Annotated in this window: 12 protein-coding genes; 5 read left to right on the top strand and 7 right to left on the bottom strand. The window is 70.3% G+C overall.

Annotated features, from left to right (window positions below; genetic code table 11):
* Positions 1 to 245: 245 nt before the first annotated feature.
* Positions 246 to 1,685, top strand: coding sequence for an NADP-dependent phosphogluconate dehydrogenase (gene gndA / locus OHT01_RS06435; protein WP_328552148.1), 1,440 nt, complete (start codon positions 246 to 248; stop codon positions 1,683 to 1,685).
* Positions 1,686 to 1,948: 263 nt separating this feature from the next.
* Here gndA and OHT01_RS06440 read toward each other — a convergent pair whose 3' ends face one another.
* From OHT01_RS06440 to panD, 4 genes are all read right to left on the bottom strand, one after another.
* Entirely contained in the window at positions 1,949 to 2,173 is a 225-nt protein-coding gene (locus OHT01_RS06440) for a hypothetical protein (RefSeq protein ID WP_328552149.1), read from the bottom strand.
* Positions 2,174 to 2,864: 691 nt separating this feature from the next.
* Positions 2,865 to 3,542, bottom strand: coding sequence for an aspartate/glutamate racemase family protein (locus OHT01_RS06445; protein WP_328552150.1), 678 nt, complete (start codon positions 3,540 to 3,542; stop codon positions 2,865 to 2,867).
* On the bottom strand, positions 3,542 to 3,886 hold the full coding sequence (locus tag OHT01_RS06450; RefSeq protein WP_328552151.1) for a GNAT family N-acetyltransferase: 345 nt from the start codon (positions 3,884 to 3,886) through the stop codon (positions 3,542 to 3,544). Before OHT01_RS06450 ends, OHT01_RS06445 begins: the two co-directional genes overlap by 1 nt.
* A 53-nt stretch (positions 3,887 to 3,939) precedes the next feature.
* Positions 3,940 to 4,359: an aspartate 1-decarboxylase gene (panD, locus tag OHT01_RS06455; protein WP_328552152.1), complete on the bottom strand. Its 420-nt coding sequence runs from the start codon at positions 4,357 to 4,359 to the stop codon at positions 3,940 to 3,942.
* Between the two features lie 526 nt (positions 4,360 to 4,885).
* Here panD and OHT01_RS06460 point away from each other — a divergent pair.
* Positions 4,886 to 5,149 carry a hypothetical protein gene (locus OHT01_RS06460; RefSeq protein WP_328552153.1) on the top strand — a complete coding sequence of 88 codons (264 nt, stop codon included), beginning with the start codon at positions 4,886 to 4,888 and terminating at the stop codon, positions 5,147 to 5,149.
* A gap of 358 nt (positions 5,150 to 5,507) precedes the next feature.
* On the opposite strand, the gene OHT01_RS06465 is transcribed toward OHT01_RS06460, so the two are convergent.
* A complete protein-coding gene (locus OHT01_RS06465) occupies positions 5,508 to 7,220 on the bottom strand; it encodes a subtype B tannase (protein ID WP_328552154.1) in 1,713 nt (570 codons plus the stop codon).
* 599 nt (positions 7,221 to 7,819) lie between these two features.
* Here OHT01_RS06465 and OHT01_RS06470 point away from each other — a divergent pair.
* The 3 genes from OHT01_RS06470 (at position 7,820) to OHT01_RS06480 (ending at position 10,971) form a co-directional block, all read left to right on the top strand.
* Complete coding sequence (locus OHT01_RS06470; RefSeq protein ID WP_328552155.1) at positions 7,820 to 8,599, top strand: thioesterase II family protein; 780 nt, start codon at positions 7,820 to 7,822, stop codon at positions 8,597 to 8,599.
* A gap of 180 nt (positions 8,600 to 8,779) precedes the next feature.
* Complete coding sequence (locus OHT01_RS06475) at positions 8,780 to 9,256, top strand: nuclear transport factor 2 family protein (protein ID WP_328552156.1); 477 nt, start codon at positions 8,780 to 8,782, stop codon at positions 9,254 to 9,256.
* A gap of 407 nt (positions 9,257 to 9,663) precedes the next feature.
* Positions 9,664 to 10,971 carry a condensation domain-containing protein gene (locus OHT01_RS06480; protein ID WP_328552157.1) on the top strand — a complete coding sequence of 436 codons (1,308 nt, stop codon included), beginning with the start codon at positions 9,664 to 9,666 and terminating at the stop codon, positions 10,969 to 10,971.
* 25 nt (positions 10,972 to 10,996) lie between these two features.
* Here the strand turns inward: OHT01_RS06480 and OHT01_RS06485 are convergent, their stop codons facing one another.
* Both OHT01_RS06485 and OHT01_RS06490 read right to left on the bottom strand, forming a co-directional pair.
* Positions 10,997 to 12,982, bottom strand: coding sequence for an AfsR/SARP family transcriptional regulator (locus OHT01_RS06485; protein WP_328552158.1), 1,986 nt, complete (start codon positions 12,980 to 12,982; stop codon positions 10,997 to 10,999).
* A 151-nt stretch (positions 12,983 to 13,133) separates the two neighbouring features.
* Entirely contained in the window at positions 13,134 to 15,467 is a 2,334-nt protein-coding gene (locus OHT01_RS06490; protein ID WP_328552159.1) for a peptidase domain-containing ABC transporter, read from the bottom strand.
* Between the last annotated feature and the right edge of the window lie 1,075 nt (positions 15,468 to 16,542).

A 16,542-nucleotide genomic window follows, 5' to 3' on the forward strand; every position in this document is an offset into this window, starting at 1 on the left:
CGGAGTCGGGAACCGTATCCGCGGCGGCCGGGGCCCCCGGGCCCGGCACCCGACGGCGTACGACCTGTCCGAATTCCGCCCCCGTGGCGCCGGGACGTCCCCCTGCGTGGACACCTCCGACACGTCAGGATGGCCTGGGGCAATACTGGCCGGCAGCACGGACGAGCACAGCCGGCAGCACCGACAGCAGGATTCTTCACCCTTGTCAGCGGCCGGACTTACCGCACTTCTTAGGAGCCAACCGAATGAGCACTTCAGCCCAGATCGGCGTCACGGGTCTCGCGGTCATGGGGCGCAATCTCGCCCGCAACTTCGCACGCAACGGCTACGCGGTCGCCGTACACAACCGCACCGTGGCGAAGACGAACGCGCTGGTGGAGGAGTTCGGCCACGAGGGCACGTTCGTGGCGGCCGAGACAGCGAAGGAGTTCGTGGCGGCGCTGGAGCGGCCCCGCCGCCTGGTGATCATGGTGAAGGCGGGCGATCCGACCGACGCGGTGATCCAGGAGTTCGCCCCGCTCCTGGAGCCCGGCGACATGATCATCGACGGCGGCAACGCGCATTTCGCGGACACCCGGCGGCGTGAGCGCGCGCTGCGCGAGCAGGGCATCCACTTCGTCGGCACGGGCGTCTCCGGCGGCGAGGAGGGCGCGCTGAACGGGCCGAGCATCATGCCCGGCGGCTCCGTCGAGTCGTATGCCTCGCTCGGCCCGATGCTGGAGAAGATCTCCGCGAAGGCGACGGACGGGTCGCCGTGTGTCACGCACGTGGGTCCCGACGGCGCCGGGCACTTCGTGAAGATGGTCCACAACGGCATCGAGTACGCCGACATGCAGCTCATCGGCGAGGCCTACCAGCTGCTCCGCGACGTCGCCGGGTACTCCCCCGCGCAGATCGCGGACATCTTCCGCACCTGGAACACGGGCCGGCTCGACTCGTATCTGATCGAGATCACCGCCGAGGTGCTGTCGCACGTGGACGCGGCGACGGGCAAGCCGTTCGTGGACGTGGTCCAGGACCGGGCCGAGCAGAAGGGCACGGGCCGCTGGACCGTGCAGATCGCGCTCGACCTGGGCGTGCCGGTGTCCGGTATCGCCGAGGCGGTCTTCGCCCGCTCCCTGTCCGGGCACGCCGACCTGCGCGCCGCCTCGCGCGGCCTCGCCGGTCCGACGGCTCAGAAGCTCGGCGAGTCCGAGGCCGCCGCCTTCGCGGACCGGGTCGAGCAGGCGCTGTACGCGTCGAAGATCGTCTCGTACACGCAGGGCTTCCACGAGATCATCGCGGGCAGCGACGAGTACGACTGGAACATCGACCTCGGTTCCGTCGCCTCGATCTGGCGCGGCGGCTGCATCATCCGGGCGGCCTTCCTCGACCGTATCCGCGCCGCCTACGACACCCGGCCCGACCTGCCGAGCCTGCTGTCGGACGAGACGTTCGCCCAGGAGATCGCGGCGGCCCAGGACGACTGGCGCGAGGTCCTCGTCGCCGCGACCCGCCAGGGCGTACCGACGCCGGGCTTCTCGGCCGCGCTCGCCTACTACGACGCCCTGCGCGCCGAACGTCTGCCGGCCGCCCTCACCCAGGGGCAGCGGGACTTCTTCGGCGCGCACACGTACCGCAGGACGGACCGCGAGGGCTCGTTCCACACGCTGTGGGGCGGCGACCGGTCGGAGGTCGGGGCGTAGGGCTGTCCGGGGACCGCAGGACTCTCACCGCCCGGGCCGTAACCCCGTGGCCGACGGGCCCGTAAGCCTGTGGCCACCCGGGCTCCAGGGCCGGCGCCCGGGCCGGACACCACGCTCCGCCGCCGAAGCCGTCACGTTCCCGAATCCGGGCCCGTGGCGGCTTCGGCATGCCCGGGACGGCAGGGGCTCGGGCCACTCCGGGTGCCGGGCTGGACCGCGCCCGCTGCTGAAGTGCCGGGCGCGGGGCTGGGGCTGGGGCTGACCTAGTCCCGCTGGGCGGCGAACAGTTCCAGGTGGGCGCAGGTGGGGCAGCGAAAGGCGTCTATCTGCCAATGCGCACGGCCCATCCTCTTGGCACCACCCATCGGGCCTCGTTCCAGGGCGCCTTGGATCCACCGCGCGAAGCCGCGACTGCCCTGTCCCGAGTCCTCGACGAAGCCCTGTTCCAGCCCCACCGCGCCGCATTGGGAGCACCGTATGTTGTTCACCGGGCGAGTTTATGGAACCGCCGGAGACGCCGGTCATCGGGGTCGGCTCCCTCGGCCCTGTCCGGCGTGACGGGCCACGGGCAGGCCATGTGCCGTTCGTCCACGGCCTGTTGGGGCGCACTTGCTCACGGCCTGTAGAGGCGCACTGCCCACATGCCCTTCGCGAGAACTCGCGTGCCCTTCGCGAGAGCTCGCGCGAGTCGGCCTCGGCGCGGCGCCCCGGCCTGAGGCGCGTCACGGCCGCAGGCGCGAGCCCCGGTCGCTCACGCACCGCGGCCGGGCACCCGTCGGGCCCGAGCGCCGGACGTCCGTCAGGACAGCGGTTCCGGCCGGGGCTGGGGTTCCGGTACCGGGTCGGGGCCTGGCGGCTTCGGGATCGGGGAGGGGGACGGGACGGGCTCCGGACCGGGGGCGGGATCGGGGTTCGGTCCGGGTACGGGATCGGGACCGCCCGGCTTCGGCGTCGGGTCCGGGAACGGACTGGGCCCCGGGGGCTCGGGGCTCGGCCCGGGGGTGGGTCCCGGCGGCACGGGGTCGGGGTACGGATGCGTCATGGTGGTCCTCCAGCCTGTCGGTGCGTCGGCTCTGGACTTGTCCCACGCGTACCCGGCCCCGGCTCACCCACTCACCCCGTCGCGCAAGGGACGGCGTCCAGGTGGGCCTATGCGGGGGCGCCCCGCACTGGTGGGCCCTAGGGACCGGCGTGCGTCGCGCGGATCGCGTCCGCCGCCGCGGCGAGTCCCGGACGGGGGCTCGACAGCACACGCACCGAGGTGGTGGTGAGCCGCTGGGCCGGTGCCATGGAGGCCTGGGCGAGGACGATCGCGTCGGCGTCGGTGACCTCGTCCGCGGCGGCGGCCACCGCACGGGCACAGCCGTCCGTGTCGCCCGCCTCGAACAGCGCCCACGCGCCCTCGACCAAGGCCGTACGGACGTCCACGGGGCGACCCGCGCGGCGGGCCTCCTCCTCGACTAGGGCGACGGTCGGTCGCAGGGTGCTCGCGACCGTCGCGAGGACGACGACGCGGGGGCCCGCGGCCACCGCGGCGGCGGCCATGGGCCGGTCCACGCGGAGCACGGGCACCCCGGCGTCGGTCCGCTCGGCGATGTCCCCGATGGTCGAGCAGGTGCAGAGCACGGCCCGGGCGCCGTCGGCGACGGCCCTGGTGAGCAGTGCCCGCACCTCGTCGGCCACCGCTTCGGGCCCGTCGCGCCGGGCCCTGGCCAGCAGCTCCTCGTCGACCGAGTGCCGCAGTTCCAGGCCCGGACGGTCCTCGTCGCGCAGCGCGTCGAAGACGGGGACGTGCGCCGGTGAGGTGTGCAGCAGGGCGAGCGGTCCGGAGTGGGGCGGGCGCGGCGCCCCTGCCATCAGAAGCGTCCCGGGTGCGCCTTGAGCCACTCCACCGCGGCCTTCAGCAGTTCCGGGTCGGCCGCAGGAGCCTCCGCCGGGTGACGCTCCGCCCACTTCACGACGTACGGGCAGAGCGGCGCGACGACGACTCCCTCGCGTGCGGCGATGACGTACAGCTCACGGGCGAGGGAGCCGGCGATGCCCTGGCCCTCGTGCTCGGGTTCCACGATGGTGTGCACGGGGACGAGAGCCCGGGCGGGTTCCTCCAGGACGAAGTACTCGATGTGCCCGACCACTTGGTCTCCGGCGAACGCCTCAAGGCGGCCGGCCGGCCGGTCGTCGCGGATCTCGATGTCGCTCACGGGCACTCCTCGGGTCGTCGGTCCAGGGGTCCTGCGATGACGCCGCCCGCCGATCAGGCGGTGACGGCCTGCGGGCTGCGCCGCTGGTCCGAGCCCGGTACCGGCTCGGACGGGTCGGCGCCGAGGGCCACGATCCGGTTGTCGCGGTCCACGTGCACGACGCTCGGCCGCAGCGCCCGCGCCTCGGCGTCGGTCACCTGAGCGTAACTGATGATGATCACCAGGTCACCGGGATGCACGAGATGGGCCGCCGCTCCGTTGATCCCGACGACCCCCGACCCGCGCTCCCCCTCGATGACGTACGTCTCCAGGCGGGCACCGTTGGTGATGTCGACGATGTGGACGAGCTCACCGGGCAGCAGATCGGCGGCGTCCAGCAGATCGGCGTCGATGGTGACGGATCCGACGTAGTGCAGGTCGGCCTGGGTGACCGTGGCACGGTGGATCTTGGACTTGAACATGGTACGAAGCATCGAGGCAACTCCGGAATGTCGGCTCCCTGCCTGCTCGTGCAGGTCAAGGGCGTTTTTCACTCTACAACGGTCAGCTTCCAACTGTTCCCGGCCTGCCTTTTCAGACACTGACGCCGACCCATTGCTGAGCTCTGATCCATTGGCAGGTGGAAGGGTAGGCGTCCTCGGGTATCCGCTCCGGCGTCAAGGTCAACAGGCGGAACCAGCGTACGGAACGGCGGTCCTGACCGCATTGAGAGCCCCGTCACTGAGCATGAACTGACGGAGAATCAGAGAGCGGTGCCTGCCGCACATCGAATTCCTGGCCCGTGGACCCGCAGCATCGAGCAGCATGGCGGCCTCACCGGGCCGGCTGCGACGAGACCAAATCCCGTCGCAGCCGGCCCCAGCCGTGCCCACCACCCCTGCCCTCAGAGGTCCCCACTCCATGACCCGGCCCTACGACCATCACCATCGCGAGGCCCTCGGCGCTCAGCTGCACTTGCCCGTGGCCGAACGAACCTGCCCAATCTGCGGCCGCACGACCATGCGTCTTTACCATCACACGAAGTACGGCCGGAGCGAGCCTTCGTGGATCAACTACCTGTGGTGCGGCGACTGTCATGCCTACTCGTCGTCCTTCACGGGTGCAGGCCGCAAGATGGTCGAAAGTGACCCGCTCCTTGAGCAGTACGGCGACCGGATCTCTGAGGTCTTCGACGACCCCGAGCGCCTGCTCAAGATCCTCGACGGCTACTGGAAGACGGGAAAGCTCCCTCAGACGATCTCCCGCCGCCCCCGCGGCCGCTGATGGGCGACGGCAGCGCCTTCCTTTGATGCTGTCCGACGATCGCACCCGCCGGCGTGCCAATGCTGTGAGCCCGGCGGGCGCGAAGCTCGGTGAGCGTGAGGCGGCGACCGCGATCCTGGAGGTCCGTGCCGAACCGGCGCGCGAGCGCCAAGTCCTGCTGCTGATCAGCGACAGGACTTGGCCGCAGAGGGCTTCGAGCGGCCCTCTCCATTCAGCGCAGCGCTGCTACCGCCGTCGAAGAGTAGGGGCGATCCTGCGGCCGGACGGGCAGACACCCAAAGGGTTCCGCCGGCTGATCAGTCGGCCAACGAGACACCCTCAAGGCCCGGCGCCGCGCGTCGGCCCACCGCCGGCCGGGCTATCCGTGGTGGCCGGGGGCGGGCGGGGTGCCGGCGTCGCGGACGACGTCGGCGATCCAGGCCATGGCCTCGGGCACGTCGTAGTTGCCGGCGTGCGGCTGGTTCCAGGCGAGCTGGTAGTCGACGTTCTTGACCTGCTTGTCCGCTTCGAGGGCGCGGTCGAGGTTGACCGAGACGATGAACGACGTGTCGCGGTCGCGGGTGCCGGCGCGCACGTACCAGTTCGGCGCGGTGTCGGCGCCGGTGCCGACGAAGTCCATCGGATTGATCAGGTGGACCTGGTCGTCGACGGTGGTGCTCCTCCTGCTGGTGTACTGGTCCCAGGTGAGCCCGGTGTCGTCCGTGCCGCTTCCGTCACCGGCGACGTTGTTGTGATTCCAGCTGTACTCGGTGTAGTTCATGTACTTCTGGGTCGGTGGGCCGAAGAGGTTGGTCTCGGTGCCGCTGGTGGTGTTGCCGTTGACGCCCACCGCGTCGAAGGCGGGAGTCGTCTTGAGGACGGCCTGGGTGGCGACGAACGCGAGGTACTTCGCCATGTCGACGGAGAGCACCTTGTCGGTGGCGTTGTCCGCGTCGATCCAGTCGTTGACGTACGACTTGGTGGTGGGCGGGCCTCCGGGACCACCGGACTGGATCTCGAACGTGCCGCCCAGAGGCGGAATCGTGTTGGCGGGATCCGCCTTCATGTAGGTCTCCGCTGAGCGGATGACCTCTTTCCTGATGGTGTCGAGCATGTTCGCGGCGGTGAGCCGGGAGCCGTCGGGGTTGCGCAGCCCGAGGCGCTGCTCGTACGCGGGAAACCGGGCCGCGATGGCGGCGGCGTCCGCCGGCGAGGGGTTCTCGCCCGTGGAGTCGCGGGTGGCGAGGATGTTGTACAGCCACTCATAGGCGGTGTCGGCGTTGCCGAGGTCGGTGATCGGGCAGTACGCGTTGACGGCGAACACGTCGTCGCGCAGGGTGCTTTGGCCCTTCGCGTCGATGCCCGCGGCGCCGACCGCGGCCAGGTAGGGGTCGTACTCGGCGCTGTTGCCGGAGGCGCCCAGGATCGAGGCCAGGGCGCCGCCGCCGCTGGTGCCGTTCACGACGATCCGCTCGGCGCTGCCGGGCATCGTCGCGTCGTTGAGGCGCAGGTAGCGGACGGCGGCCTTGGCGTCGACCACCGCGGCAGGGGCCTTGCCCGGAGACGTGCCGTCGGCGCCGATCAGTCCGCGGCTGCGGTTGGCGATGTCGGCGAAGACGTAGCCGGCTTTCAGCGCGGCGCCGACGTTGCTCGTCGCGCTGTCGTAGGAGGCGCCGTCGGTCACTCCGGCCTTGATGTAACTGGCCATCCAGCCGGCGTTGTTCACCGCGAAGTAGATCGGCGCCCGCTGGTCGGCGAAGGCGCTTTCGGGGACGAACACGTTCATGCTCTCGTAGCCGCAGGCGGTGTTGGGGATCGTGGTGCTGCCGCCGCCGGGGCCGCCGGGCTGCTGCGCCGCCGCGGCGACCGGGTTCGCGACGTAGCAGATCTCCTTGTACCAGCGCACGTTCATCGGCCGGCCGTCGACCGAGACGGTGATCGTCGTGTAGGCGCTGGAGTCGAAGGCCAGCGCGGCGTCCTGCGGGTCCGCCACGGAGGCGCCGCCCCGCGCGTGGGCCGCCCCGGCGCCGTCCGCCGCGAACGAGGCCGGCACAGGGGCCGCGGTGAGCACGAGGGAGCCTGTGACCGCCATGACTCTCAGGAGGTCTCTACGGATCACAGGGTGTGCCTCGCGCTTGCCCGTCACTCGGGCCAGTGCATCGCGTCCGAAGGACGCGGAGAGCCGCTGCATGGGGGTCTCCCGTCGTTGAGCACCAAGTGCTCCGCTGACGCCTTGGGGCCAAGGCGTGACGGACGCTACAAGATTGTTAACAATATACCTAGCGATCTATCAGACAATTTTGCTGACACTTTCGCTCCCGCGGACTTCGGGACAGCTCCCGGTCGACCGACCGCGCCCAGCGCGACTGCTGCCTGCCCGGCGGGTGGGTGGGTGAGTGAGTGGCAGGCTCCGGGGTTCGCCGTGTCGCGTCCGACACAACCTGCGACAGCGGGGACGAAGGGCCTGCGGCCAGGCCGAACCACGCTCCGCACGGCGGCTCTCGGGGGAAGGAGACAGCTTGATCCGCCGGGAACCGGACTCAACGATGTTGCATCATAAGGAACATGACGAAGCGACCGTAGAGCGACGACTTCGCGTTCCGGCGCAGGTCGGCCGCCGACGCAGGCCGTCGGCGCAGGCCGCCACCCGCAGCACCACGAGAGCCGTTCGGCGGCAGAGGGATCAACACCATGGCAGCAGCGTCCACCCGACCCGCCCGCTGGATCCGGCGGTTCCACCCGGCACCGGACGCCCCCACCCGGCTGATCTGCTTCCCGCACGCAGGCGGCTCCGCCTCGTACTACTTCCCGGTCTCCCGGTCGCTGGCCCCGGGCATCGAGGTCTTGGCCGTGCAGTACCCGGGCCGGCAGGACCGGCACGCGGACGCCTTCGTCGACGACATCCACCGCATCGCCGAGCTCGTCACCGCCGAACTGGACGACGAACTCCTGGACCGCCCGGTGGCACTGTTCGGCCACAGCATGGGGGCGACCGTGGCCTTCGAGGTGGCCCTGCTGCTGCAGCAGCAGGGCAGGATCCCGGTCGCCCTGTTCGCGTCCGGTCGGCGCGCCCCCTCCCGCCGCCGGGACGAGCGCGTCCACGAGGCCGACGACAAGGCCATCGTGGCGGAGTTGGCCAAGGCGGGCGGAACGGACGTCGGCCTGCTCGACGACGAGGAGGTGCTGAACATGGTTCTCCCCGTGATCCGCAACGACTACCGGGCCGCCGAGACCTACCGCTACCGCCCCGGGGCGCGGCTGCGGTGCCCCGTCGTCGCCTTGACCGGCGACAACGACCCCTATGTGACGATCGACGAGGCCCGGGCCTGGCAGGACCACACGTCCGCCGCCTTCGATCTGCGGGTGCTGCCCGGCGGTCACTTCTTCCTCACCGACCGGGCCCCGGAGGTGCTGGAGACCATCTCCGAGCAACTGGGCCGGGCGCTGTCGGCCCCTGCCGCGCGCACCTGACGGCAGCGGTGACGGGCCCGTCGCCGTCCGGGAAGCCGAGGCGAGACCGTCCCCCGCCTCGCACGGTCCAGCGACACCGACGTGGGCGAGCCGTGCCGACGCCGACGCCGGGCCACCGGCTCGGGGAATGAATCACGAAAGGTGTAGCGGTGCCGATGATCATCCTGATACGACATAGGGATGATTACTGAAGCACTGAATCCCATAGACCGTCTGCTTGCCGAGCGGGCATGCGAACGCGTCATCGTCGATTTTGTCCACAAGCTCGACTTCGGTGACCCGGGGGACGTGGCGGATCTCTTCACGGACGGCGGGTTTTGGGAGTGGCCGGAAGGGGACCGCCGGATCGAGGGACGCGACGCACTTCGGTCGTATTTCGCCGGCCGGCCCTCGGACCGGCTCTCGCGCCGGATATGCACGAATATCCTTGTCACCGTCACATCGGAATCGACGGCCATCGCGACCACCTACTTCACGACGTACCGCGTCGACGGACATACCGGCAGCGGTTTCGCGCCCCAGCGGCCCCCTACCCAGGTCGGGCACTACACGGACACCTTCCTCAAGGTCGAGGGCGATTGGCTCCTCGGTTCCCGGTCCTTGCACCTGGCCTTTGCCGGACCGACCGAGCGGCTTGAAGCAGAAGCCGAGGACTGAAATCGCCCTGGCATGAGCTGACATGCCAGGACCTGAGGCACCGGGTGAGCGTCTTGGCCGGGCCTCGGAAGGGAGCGGTCTCGCGGCACCCGTCAGGGGTGCCGCGACACCGGGAGCCGAGCGGGCGCGCGCACTCTGCGGGTTCGCCCGGCGGCCGGCCGCCGGGTTTCGGCCGACTCCGGGTTTCGGCCGGCTGCCGGGCGGCCCCTCCCGTCCGGCGCCCGGTCGACACGCACACTGAAATTCTTGTGAATTCCGGCTCCCGGGGAATGAAGTCTCAATTCCTGCGCGGTCGTTCCGCATTGACTCCCCTTGACAGCGGGCGCGGGCCCGCTGTTCGATGCTTTCGGAACCAAATACCGCCCCTATGCGGTGTGCCCGAAATCAACTCATCCGCAGGGAGAGAAATGCAGGCGTCGACGGCCGCGCCCACGGTGAGGTATCCGCTGACATCCGGGCAGTCCTCGTACTACGCCCGCGTGCGGGAGCGGCCGGAGATGTCCAGCTCGATATCGGCCGCCTACCGGATCGAGGGCGAGCTCGACGTCGCGCGGTTCGCGGAGGCCGTCGCGCGCACCGTCGCCCAGCACGACGCCCTGCGCATCGGCCTGTGCGACGAACAGGCCGACGTCCCGAGCCAGTTGGTGCGTCCGCAGCCGGACAACTCGGCGCTGCTCTCCCTCCAGCAGGTCCGCAGCAGCTCGGAGGCACAGTTCGACCGATACGTGCGGCTCGTGCACGGCAAGGATCTCGCGGAGCCGTGGGACCTCGCCACCGAGTACCCGTTCAGGTTCCGCCTGTTGCGCCGCTCCCCCACGGTCCACGCCTTCCTCGCCTCGTTCTCGCACGTCGCCGTCGACGGCAGGGGCATGTCCCTGGTACTGCGGGACCTCTGGCAGAACTTCGAGCAGGACACCGCACAGCCGGACGGCCCGTCCGCGCCACAGCGGGAGAGCTTCGTTTCGGCGGCCGAGCAGCACGCGGCCGACGCCTCGGCGAAGGCGGCCGGCTTCTGGCGGCAGCGCGTCGCCGAGAACCGCCCGTCCGGCGAGCCGGCGCCCGCGCGGCCGGACACGGCCGAGCAGCAGGGCGTGACCGTCCGGGTCACCCTGAGCGGAGCGGAGCGCAAACTGCTGCGTGAGCGGGCGCGGACCTTCGGCTGCACCGAGTTCCAGCTGACCATGGCCGCACTCGCGTACGCGGTGCTCACCGAGACGGCCACGGGTGACCGGGTGCACGTCTGGTTGCCCGTCGACGCCCGCTCCCCGGCGGATTTCGACACCTCGGGCATGTTCACCGTCTCCCTGCCCGTCGCTCTGCCCCGGACCGCGAGCCTCACCGAGATGACCCGTCAGGTACGGGAGGAGGTCATGGCCGTGGCGGCGTACCGGCAGGTCGATCCCGCTACCCTCACCGAACTCCAGTCGTCGTTCCGGGAGAGTGACGCGCGCCGCGGCTGGAGCGTCATGGCCACGTATTTCAACCGCGACCAGAATCCGGGGGAGAGGTCAGCGCGGGGCATCGTGGCACGCCCCGGAAGTTATCCGGCGGACTTCCAGTACCTATCCCGGGGAGTGGAGCTCGACGTGGTCGGCGGAGCCGCGTCGCTGAGGATCGCCCTCGCCCTCGACCCGGCGTTCTCCGCGGACGGTACGGCCGACCGCCTGGTGGACGCCTTCAGCGCGGGGCTGGGCGGCGTCCACCTCGCAGGCTGAGCGGCGGAACGGGCCGGATTCGCCGCTACTCCGATTCGGCGTGACGCATGACGCCGCCGTGCCGGCCCAGATTGATCACCTCAAGGGCCCTGCGCTGCGGCAGCCGGGTGGCCGACGCCGCATCCGCGCCCTCGGCCTCGGAGCGGGCGAAGCAGCGTATGAGGTCCCGCAGTCGGTAGCGGACCTCGCCGGTACCGTCGGTCCGGCGGGCGTCGACCAGCCGTAGGTCCACCAGTTCCTCGATCACGTCGGCGGCGTCGAACTCGGAGAGGCCGAGGGGGCCTGTCGCGTCGGCGATGGTGAAGCTGCGTTCGGCCCGGGTGCCGAGCAGCAGGAACGCCTCCACGCTCTGCGGGCTCAACCGGTGGAAGGCCGTGGCCAGGCTCGCCCGGATGTCGAGGTCGTTGTGGGTGAGTTCCACCAGGCGGCGGTCCTCGTCGGCGAGCCGGTCGGCGAACTGGCGGAGCGACCAGTGCGGGCGCGCCAGCAAGCGTGCCCCGGCGGTGCGCAGGGCCAGCGGTGAGCCGTCGGTGAACCCCCCGATCCGCGCCGCCTGGGCCGGATCCGTCGACAGCCGCTCGGGGCCGATGATCTGACCGAGCATCCGCACCGAGTCGTCCGCGTTCATCGCGTCCAACTCGACGATGTACGCGCCCTCCAGGCCGGTGAGCCGGCGGCGGCTGGTGATGATGGTGGCGCTCGCGCCGAGCAGCGGCCGGACCTGGCGTTCGTCGGCGACGTCCTCGAAGACGGTGAGCACGTCGTCCCCCAGCATCGACCGGTACAGCTCGCCGAGCTCGTCGAGGGTCAGCGTCTCGTCGGGCTCGTCCACGCCCAGCATGCGCAGCAGCCGCTGAAGGGCCTGCTGCGGCGTCACCGGGTCGGCGGACATGCCGCGGAGGTCGATCTGGAACTGGCCGCCCCGGAAGCGGCTCTTCACGAGGTTCGCCACCCGCAGCGCCAGGGCGCTCTTGCCTTCGCCCGCGTTGCCGGTGATCACGACGGTGGGGGGCACGTGGGCCGGCTCGACGAGGAACGTGCAGGCCTGGGTGAGCTCCCGCTCCCGGGCGACGAAGTCGCCGAGGTCCGGCTTGAGATGGCACCGCTCGGCCCCGCCCGGACTCGGGCGGCCGTTCGGCTTGCCGGCGTTCGAAGCCGCGGGCCGCTCGCTCCGGGAGTTCGGCGCGGCGGCCGTCACGGTCTTCCCGCAGGACAGGGTCATGGTCCGGATCGGTTCGCCGGCCAGGATCTGCAGCTGGATCTCCTGGAGTTCCCTGGCGGGTTCGATCCCGAGCTCGGTGGTCAGTTTCCGGCGGCAGTCCTGGAACACCCGGAGCGCGTCGGCCTGGCGGCCGGACCGGTAGAACGCGATCATCAGGAGGACCGCCAAGTGCTCGCGCAGCGGGTTCTCCACCAGCAGGCTGACCAGTTCGACCGCCGCCTCGGCATGCCGTCCGAGGGCTATGTCGATACCGATGCGGTCCTCCAGGGTGGAGAGCCGGCGCTCCAGCAGCCGGCTCCGCTCGGCGCCGAAGAAGTCGGTGGAGAGCGGACCGAAGGCGTCGCCGCGCCACAGCCCCAGCGCGGTGTCCATCCGCTCGCGCGCCGTCTCCAGGTCGATGTCGACCAGCGCGACTCCCTCGGCCAGGGTCTGCGTGAAGACGTTGAGGTCGACCTGTTCCCGGTCGACCAGCAGCGAGTAGCCGTTGTCGATGAGCGGGAGCAGTTCGCTGGTGCGGGCGTCGCCCATGTCCGGGTCCAGGGCGCGGCGCAGACCGCCCACGTATTTGTGCACCAGGTTGCGCGGGTTCCCGGGCAGTTCCTCGCCCCAGACCGCCTCGATGATCTCGGAGATGGCGTGCGGCTGTCCGGTGGCCAGCAGCAGCCGGGCCAGCACCGCCCGCTGCCGGGCCGGGCCCAGGTCGACCTCGTGGTTGCCCCGCCAGGCCCGGATCGGACCGAGCAGCGCGAACCGGAACGATTTGTCGGTCTCAAGCGGAAAAGGGAACACGGGTGTCACTCCCACGGTCGAGTCGTCCGCCGCGCGCGCGGCGGAACAGGCGGCCGACCGGCAGGCGAGCGGCGGGGACGGGCGGGCATCCCGATCGTCAGGTCGTCGGTACTTGGCTTCCATGGCATACGGTCGGCAGTCCATCGGCGCGTCAGCTCGTCAGGGCCCGGTAGGGGCCGTCCTGGTCGGAGAGCTCGTCCGGCTGCCCGAGCTGCACGACCCGGCCCGCTTCGAGCACCACCACCTGGTCGGCGCAGTCGATGGCGGTCAGCCGGTGCGCGACCACGACCAGCGTCATGGGCAGGCTGCGCAGGCGGGTGAAGATCTGGAGCTCCAGGATCGGGTCGAGCGCGCTGGTGGCCTCGTCCAGGATCAGCAGGCGCGGCTTGCGCACCAACGCCCGTGCCAGGATGATCCGTTGGCGTTGGCCGCCGGACACACCGGTGCCGCCGGGGCCGAGCAGGGTGTCGTACCCCATGGGCATCCGGGCGATGTCCTCGTGGATGCCGGCCAGTCGGGCGGCCTCGACGATCTCCGCTTCGGTGACCTCCGAGCCGCCCCAGCCGATGTTCTCCCGGATCGCCCCGGAGAAGAGCTTGGAGTCCTGGTTCACGAAGGAGATGGACCGGCGGTAGTCACCGGTGTCCACGGAGGCGAGGTCGTGTCCGTCCACCAGCACCGCTCCGCTGCTCGGCCGGTGCAGGCCCGCGAGCAGGAGCGCGCAGGAGGACTTGCCCGATCCCGAGGCCCCCAGGATCGTGGTGAAGCTGCCGTCCAGGACCGTGAACGAGACGTCGTGGACCACCGGGGTCCGCTCCGCCTGGTAGGTGAAGGAGGCCTGCCGGACTTCGAGGTTCCCGCTGACGGCGCCGACCTCGGTGTCGCCGGTACGGCGCTCCGGGGCCGCCTCCATGATGTCGCCCAGTCTGGTGAGTTCGGCGCTGATCCCGGCCACCTGGAAGCCGACCTGGACGCAGTTGACCAGCGGAACCAGCAGCCCCATGGCGAGCACGCTGAAGCCGAGCACGTCGCCCAGGCTCAGTGCGCCCGAGGAGAGCCGCTGCGTGCCGACGACCAGGATGATCAGCGGTGCGACCAGTTGCAGGGCGGAGCTGAGCGTCGAGGAGAACGCGAGGAGCCGCCGGCTGCGCAGCCGGGTGTTCAGCTCCTCGGCCAGGGTGTGACTCCAGCGGTGACCGGCCGGGCCCTCGACACCGGCCGCCTTGATCGTGGCCATGCCGTCCAGGATCTCGACCAGCTCCGACTCGGCCCGTGAGCGGGCCTCCAACGCGTCGGCGCTCGCGTACTCCTGACGGCGCCAGGTCACCACGAGGAGCAGCACCTGGAGCAGGGCCACGCCGACGACCACCAGCGCCAGTGTGCTGTCGATCAGCAGCAGCAGGGTCATGTAGACCAGGACCAGGAGACCGTCGAAGACACTGGCGAAGGACGAGGCCGAGAAGACCTGGCGGATCGTCGAACTGGTTCGTACGCGTTGCAGCAGGTCTCCCGGAGTCCTGCTGGTGAAGAAGTCGTAGGGCAGCGCGAAGAGCCGGTTGAGAATGCCGAGGGTGACGTTCTCGTCCATGGCCGCCTGGATGACCAGGAAGGTCAGCGAACGGAGGAACTGCAGCGCGAAGTAGGCCCCGGCGAGGACGGGTATCGCCACCCACAGGTAGCCGACCCCGACGGCGTGGCCCGGTACCACCTGGTCGACCACGTACCGGGTGGCCAGCGGCATGCCCAGGTTGAAGAACACGAGGAGCAGCGAGCAGACCGCGAACGGGACCCAGCGGTAGCCGGTGGGGACGAAGTGCCAGAGGTACCGCCAGGAGCCCGTGCTCCGGCGCGCGGCACGGCGGGCGCTCCAACTGCGCACCGTCTCCAGGGCCGGGGTGATCTGCAGGGCCACACCGGTGAAAGACGCCCCGGCGGCCTCCAGGGTCAGCCGTCTCCGCCCCAGCGCGGGATCCACGATGTGGACGGTGTCGCCTCGCACCCCTTCGAGTACGACGAAGTGCGCGAAGTCCCAGAACAGGATCGTGCCCGCTGGCAGGTGTCGTAGCGCGTCGAGTTCGACGCGGACACCACGCGCGTTGAAACCGTAGGTGCGTGCCGCTTCCAGGATCTGACGTGCCGACACCCCGTCCCGACCGGTGTCGGTCGCCTGACGGAGCTCCTGGATGGGGACGTCGACCCCGTGCAAGGCGAAGACCATGGAGAGCGACGCGGCTCCGCAGTCGCTGATCTGGGCCTGCAGGCGTACCGGCACGCGGGGCCGGGGCCGGGGCAGTCGGCGCTTTCTGCGGCGGGACGAGGCCGGGCCTTCGGCGGACGGCCGGAACGGGAGGCGTGCGAGGCGGCCGGGCGCCACCTGGGCGCCGTAGTCGCGTACGGCGCCGCGCGCGGCGAGAGCCTGCTGCCGAAACCTGCCCGCCGGAGCCGGTCGCGGGGTCGGGGCGCCGCCGTCTTCCGCAGTGTCCACTGTGCTCACCTGAGAGTTTCCATCTATGCGGTCCGGGTCGCGGGACCGACGTTCGTGTTGTTGCCGGTCGCGGCCTGAGCCGCTTCCCGGCGGGAGTGGTGGCCCCGCCGTCTACCGATCCCTGGGGTGACGGTGGGTCAACCGTCGCCGGGGCCTATCATGAACCGGGCCTCCTGGCATCTGATTCATGCCAGGAGGCCCGGTCTCATCGCCTTACAACGTCCTCATCCCCAGGGGGATTCAGAGGCAGCGGACGTGGCTGACGACCAGGGCGTGGCCACCAACGACATCGGCGAGCTCGTCGTCCGCCAGGTCGGCGATCTCGACGTTCTCGAACTCGATCTTCTCCATGCTGTTCACCTCCTCGCAGGACTCGGAACCTCGGCGCGGCCTCAGGCCGTGCAACGGGCGGGGTTGGCAACCAGGGCGTGGCCACCAACGACATCGGCGAGCTCGTCGTCCGCCAGGCCGGCGATCTCGACGTTCTCGAACTCGATCTTCTCCATGCTGTTCACCTCCCCTCGTTGGGCGAGACTGTGTGACAAACCGCGGCCTTCTCCCGAGCACAGCGCCTTGAGGGCACGGCGCTCAGGAGTACGGCAGCGGAGTATGCGGGGAGCCCACGACTCGTCCCGGCTTCCGGGGAGTGGACTCGAAGCGGCGGATCCGGGCACGACACCCTGCGGCACCTACGGGATGCGCGGCAGCGGGAGGTGTCGCGGGCAGAGATCCGCACAGGCGGCATCTCGGCGGAATGACTTCGGGAAAGAGAGGCCGTCGGCTTTCGATCGCCGAGACCGGCGTAGTGGCCGATGGGCGCCACACCTGGTGGCTGCCTTCGATCGATCGCCTGGAACGACGGTAATTCGGTCAGTGAATGAATGTCAACGGATGCTGCATCGACTCATGGCTGGATTCACGCTCCCCCGAGGTGTTTTGGTCAACCCGCCTAGCCATGATCAAACACTTCGACTCGGCGTCATGTCAACCCTGCTTGATATCAAGGCTGTTGCTGGATTGGTTGAATTGCTTGACGAGTTCGGCGCCCACCGCGTCTTCCTGGTCGGGTACCACC

Source organism: Streptomyces sp. NBC_00358 (assembly GCF_036099295.1).
In the GTDB taxonomy this organism is placed as follows: Bacteria; Actinomycetota; Actinomycetes; order Streptomycetales; family Streptomycetaceae; genus Streptomyces.

Excerpts from the sequence above, each read along its gene's own strand:
- OHT01_RS06480 (WP_328552157.1), top strand. The coding sequence starts at position 9,664 with ATGCAGGCGTCGACGGCCGCGCCCACGGTGAGGTATCCGCTGACATCC.
- OHT01_RS06460 (WP_328552153.1), top strand. The coding sequence starts at position 4,886 with ATGCGTCTTTACCATCACACGAAGTACGGCCGGAGCGAGCCTTCGTGG.
- OHT01_RS06470 (WP_328552155.1), top strand. The coding sequence starts at position 7,820 with ATGGCAGCAGCGTCCACCCGACCCGCCCGCTGGATCCGGCGGTTCCAC.
- OHT01_RS06445 (WP_328552150.1), bottom strand. The coding sequence starts at position 3,542 with ATGGCAGGGGCGCCGCGCCCGCCCCACTCCGGACCGCTCGCCCTGCTG.
- OHT01_RS06465 (WP_328552154.1), bottom strand. The coding sequence starts at position 7,220 with ATGGCGGTCACAGGCTCCCTCGTGCTCACCGCGGCCCCTGTGCCGGCC.
- OHT01_RS06475 (WP_328552156.1), top strand. The coding sequence starts at position 8,780 with ATGATTACTGAAGCACTGAATCCCATAGACCGTCTGCTTGCCGAGCGG.
- gndA (WP_328552148.1), top strand. The coding sequence starts at position 246 with ATGAGCACTTCAGCCCAGATCGGCGTCACGGGTCTCGCGGTCATGGGG.
- panD (WP_328552152.1), bottom strand. The coding sequence starts at position 4,359 with ATGCTTCGTACCATGTTCAAGTCCAAGATCCACCGTGCCACGGTCACC.